Source organism: Pseudarthrobacter xylosi, assembly GCF_055412765.1.
Map to the genome: position 1 here is coordinate 184882 of NZ_JBVAYT010000006.1, position 16894 is coordinate 201775.

A 16894-nucleotide genomic window follows, 5' to 3' on the forward strand; every position below is an offset into this window, starting at 1 on the left:
CTAGGGCCAAAGGCGTAGGGAAGGCTAGAACGAATGCCGCGGCAGTGCCCGTTCATACTGCGGCGCCCACGGGAGGTCATGCCCAAGTTCAAAGGCCGCCCGGAGCCACCAGTGCGGATCCCGAAGCGCGGCCCGGGCAATAAACACACCGTCTGCCTGCCCGGTGGCCACGGCATGCTCCGCCTGGCCCGCGGAGGTCAGCAGGCCAACGGTGCCTGTGGGGATCCCGGCTTCCCGGCGGATGCGTGCGGAGAACTCCGTTTGATAGCCAGGACCCGGAGTGATGTCCTGATGGGCCACGGCCCCTCCGCTGGAGACGTCGATGAGGTCCACCCCGTGCTCCGCCGCCTGGGCGGCCAGCCGGACCGAAGCCTGGACATCGACGCCGCCCGGCGCCCAGTCGGTGGCTGAAATGCGCAGCAACAGGGGCATAGATTCAGGGATGACGTTGCGGACGGCATCAACAACGGCGAGCATCAGCCGGTTCCGGCCGGCTTCGTCCCCGCCCCAGGAATCGATCCGGGTATTGATCAGCGGGCTTTGGAACTGGTGCAGGAGATAGCCGTGCGCGCCATGGATCTCCACGGTGTCGAAGCCGGCGTCAACCGCACGCACTGCGGCCGCCGCGAAATCGGCAATAACGTCCTGGATCTGCGCCTCGGTCAGCGCAGCGGGGTCAGCATAGCCATCGAAAGCAAGCCCGGACGGACCCACCGTGGGCCAGCCGCCCTCGGATTCCGGGACGCTGCCCCGCAGGCCGGCGAACGGCCAGTAGGTGGACGCTTTCCGGCCGGCATGGGCGAGCTGGGCCCCGATCTTCGCTTCCGCCGCACCGTGCCGGTGCACAAAGGACGTGATCCGCTGCCAGGCCTCTGCCTGTTCGTCGTTGTACAGCCCGGCGTCACGGGGGCTGATCCTGCCGGCGGCATTCACGGCCGCCGCCTCGGTGAGGATCAACGCGGCGCCACCCGCGGCGAACGAGCCCAGATGCATCAGGTGCCAGTCATTCGGAATCCCCGGGGCGCCGTCGGGATCACAGCTGTACTGGCACATCGGTGAGACCCAGCCGCGGTGCGTAAGTTCCAGGGAACGGAGCCGGAGCGGCTGGAACAGGGCGGCCGGCACTAGAACAGGACCCTGGCGAGTCCTTGGCGTGCCTTGGCAACACGGGGGTCGGAGGTGCCCACCACGTCAAAGAGCTCCAGGAGGCGTACGCGGGCGGTCTCCCGTTCCGGGCCGAAGTTCCGGCCGATGAAGCTGACCACGCGGTTGAGCGCGTCCTCCACGTGGCCGCCGGACACGTCCAAGTCCGCCACGCCCAGCTGGGCGGCCAAATTGTCAGGCTCGTTGGCGGCGAGGGTACGCAAGGCTTCAGAGTCCTCTGCGGAGAGCGGCTGGAGCCGGGCCATCAGCTCCACCTGGGCGAGGCCGGCCTTGGCCTCCGCGTCGGCGGGCATTTCCAGCAAGGCCTGGCGGTAGGCCACCGCTGCTGCCTCATAGTCGCCCGCTTCGATGGCGTCGAAGGCGGCCTGGTGCAGCGGCGGAAGGGGTGCCGGTTCGGTTTCCGGCGGCGTACCGCCACCGCCGAGGCTTCCCGTGACACCATTGGCGGCGGCCACTTTGAGCAGTTCATCCAGGAGGGGCCGGATCTGGGCTTCCTCGGCGCCACCTTGGAAGAGCGGTACGGGCTGGCCCTTGAGCACGGCGACGGCGGTAGGGACGGCCTGGACCTGGAAGGCCTGAGCCAGCTGCGGGAAGGCTTCGATGTCCGCCGCCCCCAATACGATGCGGCCGCCGTAGCTGTTGATGACCCGCTCCAGCGAGTCGAGCATCGCGGCGGATTCCGGCGAGTACGCCGCCCACAGCGCGAAGACCACCGGCACCTGCGCGGAGAGCTCCACGAGTTCCTGGAAATTGCCTTCGGTAACTGTGACCCGCAGCGGCGCCGCGCCGTCGTCGGGCGTTACCGCCCCTGGCTCTGCGCTGGCACCCGTATCCCCGGGAACCGGCGGATTGCCGGGAGCAGGAGGTGCCTGGCGCTGCTTCAGGGACGAAAGGTCGACGGCGCCACGCAGGTTAAGCAGGCTGGCAGCGGCTGGAGGGACTGGGCGGGAAGCTGGCGAACTCATGCTTTCCACTCTAGCCACTCCGGCCGCTGCCGGGGGTACTGCTTCAGGGACTGGACCCTGCGGACCTACTTGAAGCTTGCGCCCACAAGCCCGCGCGTTGCCGCCACCAGCTTGATGGGATCCGTCGAACCTGTCGGCGGGACGTAGACCGCCATTGATTCTGCAAAGTTCAGCACCATGCCGGTGGTGGTGTCCTTGCCGCCGGCAAGCGCCGCCGCGTCGTCGCCGATGGTGAGTTTGTCACCGGAGGCTTTCGGTGTGCCATCAAAGCCGAAGTTGATCCGGCCCAGCACCAGCGCCCCGCCGTCGGCCGTGCGGAACACCACGGTGCTTTCCGGCACCACCTTGTGGGTGAAGGAGAAGTTGCCGTTCGCGCCCGAGGCGACCACCTCGGCCTGGTAGGACAGTGTGTCAGCAATGTAAGGCGAAGAAGCGCCCTCCACCAGCTTGTCCTTGAAACTCGACTCTGCGTTGCTCAGGCGGTCGGCCAGCCCGGCCAGGGCTTCTTCGCCGCTGTACAGCAGGCCCGATTTGTCGTTGGCGGCCAGTGTGTCGGTGCCGTCCCGGCCAATGGCGGGGAAGGTAGTTCCCGGCTGCAGCGGGGTAGTCTCGGTGAGCTTGTAGTTCTCCCGGGGCGAGGGCTGAACCAGGGTGAGCAGCTGCGGGACGACGTTGCCGTCGCCCTGTGTGACCGCGAGGACAGAACGGGGCCAGCTCCGGTCGCTGGTGACCACGGTGGTGAGGAGCTTGGTGGAACGGACAGGCATCCGGGCTTCATAGGTGCCCACCTGGGAACGGATCTTGTAGTTCTGGGTACGGACCTCAAGCTCCGTCCCGGCGACCCGCTCTGCGAGCTTGGCTGCGTCCTTCGCGGCGTCGCCGGCATCGGCAGCGCTGGAGACCTGTTCCAGGATCCTGCGGAACTGGGCATCCAGGAGGACCGGCGCAGCGGCCTGGGCGGCTTCCGGTGTCGCAGATCCGGTGGCGGGAGCCGGAGCGGGTGTGGTGGCCGCGTTCGCAGCAACACCCGTTCCGGCCATAACGAGGGCGGTCACTGCGGCCGTGACCATGCCGCCGGAAACCATGCCGAGCCGTGCGGAGGACTTCGCTTCAGCCTTGGCCCGGGCACGCCGGGCGAACAGGCTGCCCTTGCCGGTGCCTTCACCATCCCGCTTGCGGGTGGACAGAACCACCAGAGCGAGGCCGGCGAGGATCAGCAGGCCGCCAATCACCATGAGCGGGATGGCCCAAGGGGTGGAGGTGTCATTCGGGAACGTCATGGAGATCGACGACGGTGCGGGCTTGGTGCCGTCGGACGCCAGCAGCAGTGACCATTCGCCGTCAGCCGGCGGCGTCCACGAGTACTCCAGCTCACCGCTCGCGTTCTCAGTGGACACCCAGAGGTCGGATCCGGACGGATTCGGCGCCGCGGCGTCGCCGTCGGCGTGCTCAACCTGCAGGGATTTGTTGTCCTCGGAAACCCCCGTGATGGTGTTGTGGGCCGTCGGGCCCACCCAGGCGTCCACGTCGCCAGGCCGGCCGGCCGCGAGCAGGAAGTTACCGTCGCCTTCGATCTTGATCTTCACCGTTCCGCCCTGCGCGGTGCGCAGGTTCTGGTCGATGACGGTCAGTGGCGCCTCTGCGGCATCTGCCGGGGCGGAAGCCGTAAAGGTCTCGGAGGGAGCCCAGATTGTCTTTTGGCCGATACCGGCCAGAAGTGTCAGGAGGCCGAGCAGCACGAGTGCAACTGCAGTCTTGAAACGCAAAGGAAACACCTATCATTCGCGGGGGTTTACTTTCAATAGTAACCGTTTTGTTACCAGAACCCCCGTTTGGGCGCCGGCAGAGTCCGGAAACAACGGCGCCCGGGCAGGCCCGACGGGCGCCCTCGCTCCAGTTGGCAAGGCTGCTGATAGTGTTTGCGATGATCATCACACCGGCCCGCAAAGGCGGCGCCACGCACGGAACAGGCCCCATAAACCAGTGACTGACAAGACGGAAGAGTCCTCCACGGGACACGAAAATCAACCGGCCGCTGGCGCTGTGGAATCCTCGCCGGACATGCCTGCGACGGCGACGCGACGAGGGTCAGCAGCTGCGGCCCTTGGCCAGCTTGTGCGGCGCCTGCGCCAGCCGCTGCCGGGCGCCCAGCCCAGGCTCCGGTTTGAGTTCCCGCCGGAATACAACCACACGGAAGAACCTGCCGCTACCGAAGCCGACGAGACTGACGGAACGAGTGGTAGGCCCGAGCAGTTCGGCCGTCCGGGTCCGCGGATGTCGATGCAACATCCCCTTTATATGGGCTTCATGGGCACTGTGGGCGTGGGGCTTGCCCTGCTGGTCTACTGGATCGGCTCCAACACCACGCAGCTGCTGCTGTGGATTGTGGCTGCCCTGTTCATAGCCCTGGGCCTGGAACCTGTGGTGGGCTGGCTGGAGTCCCGCCGGATTCCCCGCCCGGCCGGCATTCTCCTGGCCGTCCTGGTCCTGGTGATGGCTGTGGGAGGGTTCTTCGCCACCCTCATCCCCACCATCGTGGAACAGGTCACCGAAATCGTGGAGCAGGCACCCACCTGGGTACGGGACTTCATCGACTCTGAATTCTTCCGCAACGTGGATGACCAGTTTGGTGTGCGCGACCGCATCAGCGAGGAACTCGACAAGTTCGTCAACAATCCCGAGGCCATGGGCGGAATCTTCGGCGGGGTGGTGGGCTTCGGCTCCACGCTGGCCAACGGCCTCTTCGGCACGTTGATTGTCCTGGTCCTGAGCCTCTATTTCCTCGCAGCCCTTCCAGCCATGAAGAAGTGGGGCTACCGGCTCGCTCCGCGGTCCCGCCGGGCCAGGGTGGAGGCCCTCTCCGAGGAAATCACCCGGTCGGTCGGCAACTACGTGATCGGGCAGGCCTGCGTGGCTTTGCTCAATGCCACGTTCGCGTTCATCGTGATGTCCATTGTGGGTGTCCCATTCGCCCTCTTGCTGGCCTTCGTGGTGGCCCTGCTGGCCTTTATCCCCCTGGTGGGCGGCATGATCGCCGGCGTTGTGGTCCTGCTGGTATCGCTGACGGAGGGCTGGCAGACCGCCGCCATCTACGGCATCTGCTACTTCGCCTACCTCCAGTTCGAGGCCTACTTCATCTCGCCGCGCATCATGCAGAAAGCCGTGGCCGTGCCGGGCGCCGTCGCCGTGATCTCCGTGATTGCCGGCGGTAGCCTGCTGGGAGTCCTGGGGGCGCTGATCGCCATCCCCACAGCGGCGGCCATCCTGCTGCTGGTCAAGGAGATCTACATCGTCCGCCAGGACAAGCACTAACTCTCCACCACCAGCGGCCAGGAACTAGGCGGCCGCGCTGGCCACCGGGCCGTTCCACACCTGCGGCAGACCTTCGGGTCCGGAGCCTACCTCCGTTACCTCATCCACAATTTCGTTGAGCACCCGGGAAGCGTACTTCTCCCCCACCCAAAGGTGCTTGGCGCCGTCGACGCCCACCACCCGGGCCTGCGGCACCAGGCTGAAGCGTTCAGCGGCGGCCGTGGGCTGGAGGTAGTCGTCATGCTCCGGCACGAGGACAGTAAGCGGCTTGGCGGATTCCGCCCAACGGCGCAGGTGGGCGTCCGATGCGCGATGCAGCGGCGGCGACAGCAGCACGGCACCTTCGATCTGGCTGGCCACCGGCTCAACCGCCCCGTACATCAGCGCCAACTCGGTGCCGAAGGACCAGCCCACCAGCCAGCGGTTGGGCAGTTGGCGTTCGACGGCGTAACGCACCGCCGCCTCAACGTCCTGCCGCTCGCCGATCCCCTCTTCGAAGGACCCGGCACTGGTTCCCCGCGGCGACGCAGTCCCGCGGGTGTTGAAGCGAAGCACGGCCACGCCGGCGAGGGCAGGAAGCCGGTAGGACGCCTTGCGGTACACGTGCGAGTCCATAAAACCGCCGTGCGTCGGCAGCGGATGAAGTGTGATCAGCGTCGCCGTAATCGGGCCGGACTCCGGCAGCGCCAGTTCCCCCACCAGAATGTGGCCATCCTCGGTGCGGAGCTCGATGTTCTCACGCCGGGCAGGCAACACTGTTGACGCGCGGATGGGGGTGGGCCCTGTTGGCTGGCTGAATTCGTACGACGCCGGATCAAAAGTCATGCCTGCCAGCTTAGCGACTCCCGTGGACCGCAACGTGCGGTGTTGCGACTCGTAGCGGGGCTTCTCCTGAGCGCCGTTCGCCCGGGCCAGTGCCAGTCAGCGGTAACGGTAGGTCCGGGACAGCCAGCAGTTTGTGTGCCAGTGCCGGCGTTCAGCCAGGCCTGCGGCCGCACCGAAGATATGATCGTCCTTCCACACCACCAGATGGGCGATGCCGGGGACAACCGCGGTGGAGCAACCCGGGCAAATATAGGTCTTTTCCGCATTCCTGGCGGTCATGGTCCTGACCATCCACTCGCCGTCGGGCGCGCTTTCCCGCCGCGCGATTCCAGCCCGTGCCCGCTCCAAATCCAGCTCGGGAACGGGGCTGTTGCCCTTCTTACCGGCCGGCTTTCCGGCAACTACACCCGGCCTACCGGAGGCTGGTCGGCGGGGGCGGTTGGAACGCGGCATGCCTCCATTCTGCCCCAGCCCCGGTAGTGTGTACGGCGTGCGACTTGTGATAGCCCGATGTTCAGTTGATTATGTTGGCCGGCTTAAAGCCCATCTCCCCCTTGCCACCAGGCTCCTGCTGGTCAAGGCAGACGGCTCGGTGCTGGTTCATTCCGACGGCGGCTCGTATAAGCCGCTGAACTGGATGAGCCCGCCCGCCACCCTCCGGGTGTCCTCGCCGGAGGACATTGACCTGGAGCTGGGCGTCACTGAACAGTGGACCGTCCAGTCGGCCAAGACCGATGACCGCCTAATCATCAACATCCACGAGCAGCTGCACGAGTCCTCCCACGACCTCGGGGTGGATCCCGGCCTGATCAAGGATGGCGTCGAAGCTGACCTCCAGCGCCTGCTCGCCGATCAGATTGAGACCCTGGGCTCTGGCTTTTCACTTATTCGCCGGGAATACTTCACCGCAATCGGCCCCGTGGACATCCTGGCCCGCGACTCCAGCGGGGCCACCGTGGCCATTGAGCTGAAGCGGCGGGGCGACATTGACGGCGTGGAGCAGCTCACCCGCTACCTTGAACTCCTGAACCGCGACCCGCTGCTGGCCCCGGTCCGCGGCATCTTCGCTGCCCAGCAGATCAAGCCGCAGGCCAAGGTGCTGGCAAACGACCGCGGCATCGACTGCATCACGCTCGACTACGACGCCATGCGCGGTGTAGACGACAGCGACTCCCGGCTTTTCTGAGTCCAGCAAACCGCTCTTCTGACGCCGGGTATCCGCACGAGTTACGGCCTTCGGCCCCTGACAAGGGGATTCGTCCGCTTTTATGCCCAAAATTTGCCGTATTGACCGGTCAGAGGCGTTGACCTGACGGAATCGGCGTGAAATTCTTAGATCAGTCTTTGTGTAGGTGTTTTTCATGCTCGCAAGACATGTTGCGAGCGCGAAGCTCCTGCAGCGCATGTTCCCAGGAACGGCATTGAAGGATTCTTCTCGCGGAGTGACCGAGTCCGGCACGAGGTGTGCCGGACTTAGACAAGTTCCATAATGAGGAGAAATAAATGGCACAGGGAACCGTCAAGTGGTTCAACGCTGAAAAGGGCTTCGGCTTCATCACCCCGGATGACTCCGATGGCGATGTCTTCGTTCACTACTCGGAAATCCAGACCGGTGGCTTCAAGACCCTCGACGAGAACCAGCGCGTTCAGTTCGAAATCGGTCAGGGCGCCAAGGGCCCCCAGGCTACCGGCGTAACGCTGGTCTAGTCCCCCGCCCGGCGGCCGACGTCTGCGCGGTCTCCAGGGAAAGAAAAGATCCCCGGCATTCCTGCCGGGGATCTTTTCTGTGTCCCCAGCGTCTGTGTCGACCATGACTGCTCCAGTCACAAGTGTTTTGCGCCGCCTCCCATGGCGATTAGCTTCCCTGGCCCACCAGGCCCCGAACCAGCCGCGCCCCCTGCTGCAGCGAGAGGCCGGGCAAATAGGCCCGCGTGAGCGCCCGCCCGATCGCCGGCAGCTGCAATGGATCCTGGTAATACAGGTAAAGCGCCCGGTACTCGGGTTGGAAGCGTGATTTGAAAGCCGCCAGGGACCGGAATCCGTAGACCGGTTCGAGGGCGTGGCCCACCACATTGAGGATCCGGACAAGATTCTCTGCCTGCAGCGGCTCCCCCGGCGTTTCGTCGCCGGGCCGGCTGGCGAGCGGGGACCCGGAGAGCGAGATCACTTCGACGGATTCGCGCAACTCCAGGACCGCCGAAGCAATGAGGAACTCCATCACCCCGGGAAATCCGTCGGCACCCCGGCGCATGACGTCCAGCGTGCGGCTCACCAGCGTCCCGCCGTCGTAAACGGGCAACCAGCTCGTTAGCCCGTGCACGTGGCCGTCGCCGTCCACGGCCAGGCAGCACAGCACTTCGTCGTCCATCAGTTCGTCCATGCCGCCGAGCGTGAACCCCATTTCCGGAACCGTTTTTCCTGCCGCCCATTCCTCCGACACTTCGCTGAGGCGGGCCCGCAGGGCGGACGGAAGCCCGTGGTAGGTGCCCCAGACGGCTTTGACGCCCATCTTTGCGGCGCGGTTGCGGGCAGTCCTGACGTTCTGCCATTCCTTGCCGGTGAATTCGAGGTGCTTGACGGACAGCCTGGTCTCCTGCGCCACGGACACTCGTTGGAAGCCCCGGTCCTGCAGTAGGGGCCACAGCGTGTCATCGCACGAGTAGAAGGCCGGGATAAGCGCGCGGTTGCCGCAATAGGAAAGAAACCCTTCGGCGGTCTGCTGACGGGCGTCCGCCGCACCGAAGGGGCCCGCCAGCGTCAGGGCTACACTGCCGTGCAGCTGGTAGGCGACCGCACCGCGGCCCTCCGGGCTGAACCAATACCGGTTGGGCTCCCAGAGCGCCATCCACGACAGTGAATCTCCACCCTCGTGCAACAGCTTCCGCGCCGCGGTCCTGTCGTCGTGGCCTGAATCGCTGCCGTGGTGGCGGCCCAGGAGCACGGACCAGACGCCGGCCAGCGCAACGAGCCAGAAGACCGGTCCTGCATAGCCAAAAATCAGGGACTCGAGGCCGTCCCGTTCAGCAAAAACCCGGCGGTAGAGATTCGGCAGCGGAACCGGCAGATACTGCCTGGACAGTTCAGCCAGCAAACCCAGTAGGCCGCCGTCGCGTGTCATCCCCCCAGCGCCAATCCAGGCCACGGCGTAGCTCCCCGACAGGAGGAGCCAGACGCCACCTACCACCGCCAAGAGCCGACGGCGGGCGGCTGGAATGGTCTCGACGCGGAACTGGCGGCGGTTAGCCCAAAGCAGGACGGCCAGCAGCAAGGGGACGATCACCAAGGGAAGGATGTGGGCAAAACCCGAACCCATGGCGGCAGTATACGGCCGCGCGGGATAGTGCGGGATCAGCGCGAACAGGGCCAGGTAGACGGCGGCCATCGCCGTGACCGCCACCTGAAGGGCCAACGTGATGCGCAGCGCCATGCGGCGGCCCCGGCGCATTCCGTCAGCACAGATGAGGAGCAGAACCACCGGGACCACTGCCAGGGCGAGGCCAAAGGGTCCGGCGAAGCCCGTCCGCCCCACCTCCAGGCAGGATGCCTCCACTGTTGCTCCGCAGTTTGCTTCGAGCTGACCCAGTGTGGGCATGGGGTTCAGCAACACGTCCCGGAGCAGCGCCAGTGGACCGGTGGGCGTCCGGGCAACGGCTGTAAGAATAGGTCCCACGGCGAACACGGCCACCGTCAGGGCAAGCAGGTTCCTGGTTTCCCTGCCGCTTGAACGGGGCGGGTGAAGCTGGCCGTGGTCGCCCTGGTTCCACCAGCTGGCTACGAGACCCACCAATGCACCTACCAGGCCGATTACCGTCTCGGCATGCCCCACATACAGAACCAGCAGCAGCGACACCGAGAGCACCGCCGTCCGCAGCCGGCGCCGCCACAGGACAGGAATCCTGCCGCTCGCTGCCAGCGAAGCCGCAAGGACAGCGGCGTAGGGACCGATCAGGCTGTAGTCCGCCATCAGCCCCAGCCAGCCGTCTCCCGCATACCGCGCCAACTGGGTCAGAAGCAGGAAGACTGTAACACCAGCAAACTGGCCTCCGAGGAAAAACGCTGCAGCCTGAAGCGGCCCCAGGTTCCTCTCGGCCAGGCCCAGCAGCAGCAGGATCATCAGGGACGCCACCAGATAGGCCAGCGGGTTCGTGGCAAAGAACAGTGACGTCACCAAGGCCCACCAGTTGCCGGCCTTCAGACCGGGGGCGCTGACACCTGCGACGGAAAGTAGCTCCTCCGGCGGTCCGCTGAGGAAGCTGCTGGTTACCGCCCCAACCAACAGGAAAATGCCGAGGATGCTGAGCGTCAGCGGCACCGAGCGCAGGTAACCCCCCATTCTTCGGCCAGCCGGAAGCAGGACGGTTGACCAGAGCAGTCCCGGCGCACGGGATTCGCCAGCTTCCCTCATGTCGCCCACCCCCAGTGTGCTGCCAGCAGCTCAAGCCCATTGTCCATGCCGGGAGTCAGCACGTCCCACGAATGGCCGGTGTGGGCCACCACGTCCGAGCCCACGGTGAAACCCGCTCCGCTGGCCGCCGCCTCCAGGGTCCGCAGATTTGCCACGAACTCCGGATCGGTGGCCCCGGCCGCGAAATACGCCACGCTGCCAGGATACTTGCGCTCCTTCAACAGCGTCAGCGGTACCTGGGCATCAAAGGCGTCGGTGTCGCCGTGGAAGGCAGCGTCGACCGTCTTCTGGCGTTCCTTGGCGAGCGCGGGCTCGCTCTCGCTGGAAAAGGCGAGAACACCCGTGTACAGCTCCGGGTGTCGGGTGGCCAGCTGAACTGCACAGGTGGCACCAAAACTGAAACCGCCGATGGCCCATTGCCGGTGATCAGCGTCCACGTCCAACTTTCCTGAGATCCAAGCGGGAACGTCCACGGAGAGGTAGGTATCTGCCTTGGCGATGGCGCTGTCCATGCAGAGATTGTTCGCTGACTGGTTGCCGTTGGGATCAACCACCACAACGACTGGTGCCACTCCCCCGTGCCGGGCGGAGAAATTGTCCATCCGTGCCGGAAGCGACCCGCCGGTCAGCCAGTCGGCGGGGCCGCCGGGCTGGCCGGGCACCAGAACCAGTACCGGAAAGCTGGGACGGTTCGAAGCAAAATAGGCCGGCGGAAGGTAAATGTAGGCGTCGCGGGTCTGGAGGCCCGAGGCGGTTCCTGGAATGGATGCGGAACGGAGAACGCCGTGGGCAGGGAGCTCATTGGCGGGTTTCCATCCGTCCAGGGACGTTTCCGGGCTGTTCGGCTGGCGCATCAGCTCCTGTTCCAGGGCCGGTATGCGGCTCAGCGCCGTTCCCGTCAGGTCCGCGACTGTCCGGTTGAGGCCGAAATAAGCGTTGATCTGCACCGCAGCCAGCAGCACCACTGCGAGGAGGGCAAGCACATCCAGCGCACGGCGGCGCCACGACGCCGCACGGAGCCGGAGCAACACGAGCAGAAGTGCGGCCACAGCGGGAAACACCCACGCCAGGACGTCGAACGGCAGTTCTTCGGGGAAGGTTGAGGCCCAATAGATGAGGACCCAGTGGACCAGGAGCACCATTACGGCCGCGGCGGCCACTGCTGTGGCAACACTGAGGAACCAACGGCGGCAGCCAAGGGCGCGCGGACGCCAGACCAGGGAAAGTGCGGCGGTGGCACCAAGTACCCAGGCGGCCCAGTACACCGGTCCGTCGGTCAACCGGATATCAGCGATCCAGTCCACGTGGCTAGCGCCAGGTACCCACGCCGATGACCGGCCCGGCTTCCAGCCAGGATGACAGTCCCGTGTAGGCATCGAATTTCATGGCCAGCCGCAGATCCTGGCCTTCGTACCGCAACTCGACAATCACGACGTCGGGCTGGACCTTCACGGCCTCGGCCTCGGTGGGCTTGCGGCGGCCCAGCAGCTCCAGGGAGCTGCGTTTGAACTCATGTTTGGGCCGCACGCTCAGGGAAAGCAAGCGGAACCATTCAAGGTCGTTGTCCTGATAACGACAAACCCCCATCTGCCAGCTGTTTTCAGCAATGCAAATGGAGGCGTCCACGGTGCCAAGGGCGCGCCGCAAATTAAAGCGGCGCACCCCCGAAAGGCACAGTGCCAAAACCAGCAATCCAAAAACGATTGCCAAGGCGATGAACGTAAGAGTCGGAGCGTCCATCAAGGTCGTGCTAGCGGATCCCAGCAGTAGCCGCGTCACCCAGTTGGGCGTTGTCAGCAACAATCACCACGCGGTTGTTGTCGACGGAGAAGAATCCGCCGTCAACAACCACGGCAATGCGGTTCCCGGAAACCGGCTCAATGGCCAGTTCACCTTCGGCCAGGATCGCCAGCAGGGGCGCGTGGCCGGGCAGGATTCCGATCTCACCATCGCTGGTGCGGGCCTTGACCATCTTGGCCGCTCCGGACCACACGAAGTGATCCGCTGCGACAATCTCAACCTCAAGCTCAGCCATATTACTTGGTCTGTTCCTGGATCTTGGCCCACTGGCGCTCAACGTCGTCCAGGCCGCCGACGTTGAAGAACGCCTGCTCTGCAACGTGGTCAAGTTCGCCGTCGCAGATAGCGGTGAAGCCTTCAACCGTGTCCTTGATGGTCACGGTGGAGCCCTCGACGCCGGTGAACTGCTTGGCGGTGTAGGTGTTCTGGGAGAGGAACTGCTGGATACGGCGTGCACGCGACACGACGATCTTGTCCTCTTCCGACAGCTCGTCAACACCAAGGATGGCGATGATGTCCTGGAGTTCCTTGTTCTTCTGCAGGATCTGCTTCACACGGACAGCCGTGTTGTAGTGGTCCTGACCGATGTACTGCGGGTCCAGGATGCGGGACGTCGACGTCAGCGGGTCAACGGCCGGGTACAGACCACGGGAAGCAATTTCACGGGAAAGTTCCGTGGTTGCGTCGAGGTGCGCGAAGGTCGTGGCCGGGGCCGGGTCGGTGTAGTCATCTGCGGGAACGTAGATGGCCTGCATCGAGGTGATCGAGTGGCCCTTGGTGGACGTGATGCGCTCCTGGAGGAGACCCATCTCATCAGCCAGGTTGGGCTGGTAGCCCACGGCCGACGGCATGCGGCCGAGGAGGGTGGAAACCTCGGAGCCTGCCTGGGTAAAGCGGAAGATGTTGTCAATGAAGAGCAGCACGTCCTGGTTCTGCACATCGCGGAAGTACTCCGCCATGGTCAGAGCGGACAGCGCAACACGCAGACGCGTTCCCGGCGGCTCATCCATCTGGCCGAATACAAGGGCGGTGTCCTTGAGGACGCCGGCCTCTTCCATTTCAACCCAGAGGTCGTTACCTTCACGGGTACGCTCGCCAACACCGGCGAATACCGAGGTACCACCGAAGTTGCGGGCCACACGGGTGATCATTTCCTGGATCAGAACCGTCTTGCCCACGCCGGCGCCGCCGAACAGGCCGATCTTTCCACCCTTGATGTACGGGGTGAGAAGGTCGATGACCTTGATGCCGGTTTCCAGCATCTCCGTGGAGCCTTCGAGCGTTGCGAAGGCCGGAGCCTTGCGGTGGATCGGCCAGCGTTCGCTGATGTTCAGTTCCGACTCAGCAACGTCCAGCGGCTGGCCGAGGACGTTGAAGATGTGGCCCTTGACGCCGTCGCCCACGGGCACGGTGATCGGAGAGCCGCTGTCCACTACGTTGGTGCCGCGGACGAGTCCGTCGGTAGCCTGCAGGGAGATGGCGCGGATGAGGTTGTCGCCCAAGTGGAGGGCAACCTCGAACGTGATGGTCTTGGTCTCACCGTTGAGGGTAATCTCCGTGGTGAGGGCGTTGTAAATCGAGGGGATTGCGTCAGCCGGGAATTCGACGTCGACAACCGGGCCAATAACACGTGCAATACGGCCGGTAGCACCGGTCGTCGCGGCTACGTGTTCGGTAGCAGTGGCAGTCATCTCTCTCACTTCACTCAGTAGATGGCGTGGAATTTAAGTTTGTTCTTTGGTGCAGGTACAGCTGGACCGGACCGTGCAGGCTAGGACGCGTTCAAGGCGTCGGCACCGGCAACAATTTCGGAAAGCTCCTGCGTAATTTCAGCCTGACGGGCAGTGTTGCGCAGACGCGTGTACTTCTTGATGAGGTCCGTGGCATTGTCACCGGCGGACTTCATCGCCCGCTGGCGGGCTGCGAGCTCGGAAGCTGCTGCCTGCAACATGGCGGCGAAAATGCGTGACTCGATGTAGCGCGGGAGCAGGGCATCAAGAACCTGCTCGGCTTCCGGCTCGAATTCGTAGAGCGGCAGGAGGTCCGATTCGGACGCGGCCTGCTCTTCGACAACCTCAAGCGGCAGCAAACGGATAACCGTCGGCTCCTGCGTCACCATGGACTTGAAGCGGGTGTACACGACATGGATCTCATCGACACCGCCCTCTTCGTAGTCTGCAGCGAAGGCTTCGAGCAATGCCGCGCCAACCTCACGTGCAGTTCCAAACTCCGGCGCATCGGTGTTGCCGGTCCACACGCGCTCGTAAGAAAGGTTACGGAAGTCGAAGTACGCCTGTGCCTTGCGGCCCATTACGTACGTCTTGACTTCTTTGCCCTCCTCGTGGAGCAGCTCTGTGAGACCAACCGCCTGCTTAAGCACAGTCGCCGAGTAGGATCCTGCAAGGCCGCGGTCCGCACTGATGACCAGGACGGCTGCCCGGCGGATTTGCGCCGGCTCGGTGACCAACGGGTGGTCGATTTCGCTCTGGCTTGCGACAGCAGAAACGGCACGCGTAATCGCGTTTGCGTAAGGCAGTGAAGCCGCTACGCGTGCGCGGGCCTTGCCAATGCGCGAGGTAGCGATCAGTTCCATCGCCTTGAAGATCTTGCGCATCGACGTGGTCGAGCTGATCTTCTGGCGGTAGACCCGAATCTGGGCTCCCATACTTTTCCTTTCCTAAGATCCCGATGGCCGGGACTGCCGGAACCTCAGGGTTCCGGCAGTCCCTGCCAGCGAAACTAGCGCTTCTGCTTGACGATCTTTTCCTGGTCTACATCGGCTTCCGAGATAGCTTCGTGCTCCTCGTGGCCGGCGCCTACCAGGCGGTTGTCACCTTCACCGAAGAAGCCCTTTTTGAAGCTCACAATCGCGGTCTTCAGTGCTTCAGCGGTGTCATCGTCCATAACGTTGGTCTGCGCCAGCGTGGTCAGGATGGAGGACTTGTGCTTGAGGTGCTCCAGGAACTCGGTCTCAAAGCGGTTGATGTCCTCAACGGGAACCTCGTCGAGGTGGCCGTTGGTACCTGCCCAGATGGACACAACCTGGTTCTCGATCGGGAACGGTGAGTACTGGCCCTGCTTGAGCAGTTCCATCAGGCGGGCGCCGCGGGTCAGCTGCTGGCGCGATGCGGCATCGAGGTCCGATGCGAACATGGCGAAAGCCTGCATGTCGCGGTACTGGGCCAATTCCAGCTTCAAAGTACCGGAAACCTTCTTCATGGACTTGACCTGCGCAGCACCACCAACGCGGGACACAGAAACACCCACGTCGACGGCCGGACGCTGGTTGGCGTTGAAGAGGTCCGACTGCAGGAAGATCTGGCCATCGGTAATGGAGATCACGTTGGTCGGGATGTAGGCAGAGACGTCGTTTGCCTTGGTTTCGATGAGCGGCAGGCCGGTCATCGAGCCGGCACCGAGCTCGTCGGAGAGCTTGGCACAACGCTCCAGCAGACGGGAGTGCAAGTAGAAGACGTCGCCCGGGTAGGCTTCGCGTCCCGGCGGGCGGCGCAGCAACAGTGACACTGCACGGTAGGCCTCAGCCTGCTTGGAGAGGTCATCAAACACGATGAGGACGTGCTTGCCGCCGTACATCCAGTGCTGGCCGATGGCCGAACCGGCGTACGGTGCCAGGTACTTGAAGCCTGCGGGGTCAGACGCGGGAGAAGCCACAATGGTGGTGTATTCCAGTGCGCCGTTGTCCTCGAGGGTCTGACGGACAGCCGCAATGGTGGATGCCTTCTGACCGATTGCCACGTAGATGCAACGCACCTGCTTGGTCACATCGCCGGAAGCCCAGTTGGCCTTCTGGTTAATGATGGTGTCGATAGCGATAGCCGACTTGCCGGTCTGGCGGTCACCGATGATCAGCTGACGCTGGCCGCGGCCGATCGGGATCATGGCGTCGATAGCCTTCAGACCGGTCTGCATCGGCTCGTGGACCGACTTGCGCTGGGTCACGCCGGGCGCCTGGAGTTCCAGTGCACGGGTGGTTTCGGCCTTGATCTCGCCGAGGTCGTCGATGGGCTGGCCCAGGGGGTCAACCACACGGCCGAGGAAGGCGTCGCCTACCGGTACGGACAGAACCTGACCCGTACGGTGGACTTCCTGGCCCTCTTCGATTCCGGTGAAGTCACCGAGTACGATGACACCGATCTCGCGGACGTCAAGGTTCTGGGCAAGGCCCAGGGTGCCGTCTTCAAAGCGAAGCAGCTCGTTCGCCATGACCGAGGGAAGGCCCTCAACACGGGCGATGCCGTCACCTGCGGTTGTTACACGGCCAACCTCTACGCGCTCTGCGTTTCCGGGTTCGTAGGACGCCGCGAACTCGTTCAACGCATTACGGACGTCGTCGGCGTTGATGGTCAATTCGGCCATCTGCAGTCCCTGCTCTCCTGTTTTCGTGATCATCGTTGCTCACGAT

At 64.3% G+C, this 16894-nt stretch carries 15 protein-coding genes; 3 read left to right on the forward strand and 12 right to left on the reverse strand.

The genetic code is table 11. The annotated features are described in order from the left end of the window. Positions 1 to 24: 24 nt before the first annotated feature. From ACZY1F_RS14560 to ACZY1F_RS14570, 3 genes are all read right to left on the reverse strand, one after another. Positions 25 to 1125 carry an NADH:flavin oxidoreductase/NADH oxidase gene (locus tag ACZY1F_RS14560; RefSeq protein WP_463942486.1) on the reverse strand — a complete coding sequence of 367 codons (1101 nt, stop codon included), beginning with the start codon at positions 1123 to 1125 and terminating at the stop codon, positions 25 to 27. Continuing rightward, positions 1125 to 2129, reverse strand: coding sequence for a tetratricopeptide repeat protein (locus tag ACZY1F_RS14565; RefSeq protein ID WP_463942488.1), 1005 nt, complete (start codon positions 2127 to 2129; stop codon positions 1125 to 1127). Before ACZY1F_RS14565 ends, ACZY1F_RS14560 begins: the two co-directional genes overlap by 1 nt. Before the next feature lie 65 nt (positions 2130 to 2194). Continuing rightward, positions 2195 to 3895 (reverse strand): DUF8094 domain-containing protein, encoded by a 1701-nt coding sequence (locus ACZY1F_RS14570; protein WP_463942490.1) that lies wholly within the window; start codon positions 3893 to 3895, stop codon positions 2195 to 2197. A 217-nt stretch (positions 3896 to 4112) separates the two neighbouring features. Here ACZY1F_RS14570 and ACZY1F_RS14575 point away from each other — a divergent pair, with 217 nt between their 5' ends. Beyond that, a complete protein-coding gene (locus ACZY1F_RS14575; protein ID WP_463942492.1) occupies positions 4113 to 5441 on the forward strand; it encodes an AI-2E family transporter in 1329 nt (442 codons plus the stop codon). Between the two features lie 24 nt (positions 5442 to 5465). On the opposite strand, the gene ACZY1F_RS14580 is transcribed toward ACZY1F_RS14575, so the two are convergent. Continuing rightward, positions 5466 to 6266: an alpha/beta hydrolase gene (locus tag ACZY1F_RS14580; protein ID WP_463942494.1), complete on the reverse strand. Its 801-nt coding sequence runs from the start codon at positions 6264 to 6266 to the stop codon at positions 5466 to 5468. Between the two features lie 96 nt (positions 6267 to 6362). Continuing rightward, positions 6363 to 6719 carry an Rv1322 family protein gene (locus ACZY1F_RS14585; RefSeq protein WP_463942495.1) on the reverse strand — a complete coding sequence of 119 codons (357 nt, stop codon included), beginning with the start codon at positions 6717 to 6719 and terminating at the stop codon, positions 6363 to 6365. A 37-nt stretch (positions 6720 to 6756) separates the two neighbouring features. On the opposite strand from ACZY1F_RS14585, the gene nucS reads away from it, so the two are divergent. Beyond that, positions 6757 to 7452 (forward strand): endonuclease NucS, encoded by a 696-nt coding sequence (nucS, locus tag ACZY1F_RS14590; RefSeq protein ID WP_463942497.1) that lies wholly within the window; start codon positions 6757 to 6759, stop codon positions 7450 to 7452. Positions 7453 to 7769: 317 nt separating this feature from the next. Then, positions 7770 to 7973 (forward strand): cold-shock protein, encoded by a 204-nt coding sequence (locus ACZY1F_RS14595; RefSeq protein WP_011692441.1) that lies wholly within the window; start codon positions 7770 to 7772, stop codon positions 7971 to 7973. A gap of 148 nt (positions 7974 to 8121) precedes the next feature. On the opposite strand, the gene ACZY1F_RS14600 is transcribed toward ACZY1F_RS14595, so the two are convergent. The 7 genes from ACZY1F_RS14600 to atpA all read right to left on the reverse strand — a co-directional run bounded on the left by ACZY1F_RS14600 (position 8122) and on the right by atpA (position 16848). Next, a complete protein-coding gene (locus ACZY1F_RS14600; RefSeq protein WP_463942499.1) occupies positions 8122 to 10671 on the reverse strand; it encodes a bifunctional lysylphosphatidylglycerol flippase/synthetase MprF in 2550 nt (849 codons plus the stop codon). After that, positions 10668 to 11975, reverse strand: a complete 1308-nt coding sequence (locus ACZY1F_RS14605; RefSeq protein ID WP_463942500.1) for an alpha/beta hydrolase — start codon at positions 11973 to 11975, stop codon at positions 10668 to 10670. Before ACZY1F_RS14605 ends, ACZY1F_RS14600 begins: the two co-directional genes overlap by 4 nt. A 4-nt stretch (positions 11976 to 11979) precedes the next feature. After that, on the reverse strand, positions 11980 to 12411 hold the full coding sequence (locus tag ACZY1F_RS14610) for a DUF2550 domain-containing protein (RefSeq protein WP_463942502.1): 432 nt from the start codon (positions 12409 to 12411) through the stop codon (positions 11980 to 11982). Between the two features lie 10 nt (positions 12412 to 12421). Then, on the reverse strand, positions 12422 to 12706 hold the full coding sequence (locus ACZY1F_RS14615; protein ID WP_463942503.1) for a F0F1 ATP synthase subunit epsilon: 285 nt from the start codon (positions 12704 to 12706) through the stop codon (positions 12422 to 12424). 1 nt (position 12707) lies between these two features. Continuing rightward, positions 12708 to 14162 (reverse strand): F0F1 ATP synthase subunit beta, encoded by a 1455-nt coding sequence (atpD, locus tag ACZY1F_RS14620; protein WP_463942504.1) that lies wholly within the window; start codon positions 14160 to 14162, stop codon positions 12708 to 12710. A gap of 80 nt (positions 14163 to 14242) precedes the next feature. Continuing rightward, entirely contained in the window at positions 14243 to 15136 is an 894-nt protein-coding gene (locus tag ACZY1F_RS14625; protein ID WP_463915062.1) for a F0F1 ATP synthase subunit gamma, read from the reverse strand. Between the two features lie 74 nt (positions 15137 to 15210). Next, complete coding sequence (gene atpA / locus ACZY1F_RS14630) at positions 15211 to 16848, reverse strand: F0F1 ATP synthase subunit alpha (protein WP_463859097.1); 1638 nt, start codon at positions 16846 to 16848, stop codon at positions 15211 to 15213. Between the last annotated feature and the right edge of the window lie 46 nt (positions 16849 to 16894).

Excerpts from the sequence above, each read along its gene's own strand:
- ACZY1F_RS14565 (WP_463942488.1), bottom strand. The coding sequence starts at position 2,129 with ATGAGTTCGCCAGCTTCCCGCCCAGTCCCTCCAGCCGCTGCCAGCCTG.
- atpD (WP_463942504.1), bottom strand. The coding sequence starts at position 14,162 with ATGACTGCCACTGCTACCGAACACGTAGCCGCGACGACCGGTGCTACC.
- ACZY1F_RS14615 (WP_463942503.1), bottom strand. The coding sequence starts at position 12,706 with ATGGCTGAGCTTGAGGTTGAGATTGTCGCAGCGGATCACTTCGTGTGG.
- ACZY1F_RS14580 (WP_463942494.1), bottom strand. The coding sequence starts at position 6,266 with ATGACTTTTGATCCGGCGTCGTACGAATTCAGCCAGCCAACAGGGCCC.
- ACZY1F_RS14595 (WP_011692441.1), top strand. The coding sequence starts at position 7,770 with ATGGCACAGGGAACCGTCAAGTGGTTCAACGCTGAAAAGGGCTTCGGC.
- atpA (WP_463859097.1), bottom strand. The coding sequence starts at position 16,848 with ATGGCCGAATTGACCATCAACGCCGACGACGTCCGTAATGCGTTGAAC.
- ACZY1F_RS14585 (WP_463942495.1), bottom strand. The coding sequence starts at position 6,719 with ATGCCGCGTTCCAACCGCCCCCGCCGACCAGCCTCCGGTAGGCCGGGT.
- ACZY1F_RS14600 (WP_463942499.1), bottom strand. The coding sequence starts at position 10,671 with ATGAGGGAAGCTGGCGAATCCCGTGCGCCGGGACTGCTCTGGTCAACC.
- ACZY1F_RS14625 (WP_463915062.1), bottom strand. The coding sequence starts at position 15,136 with ATGGGAGCCCAGATTCGGGTCTACCGCCAGAAGATCAGCTCGACCACG.
- ACZY1F_RS14610 (WP_463942502.1), bottom strand. The coding sequence starts at position 12,411 with ATGGACGCTCCGACTCTTACGTTCATCGCCTTGGCAATCGTTTTTGGA.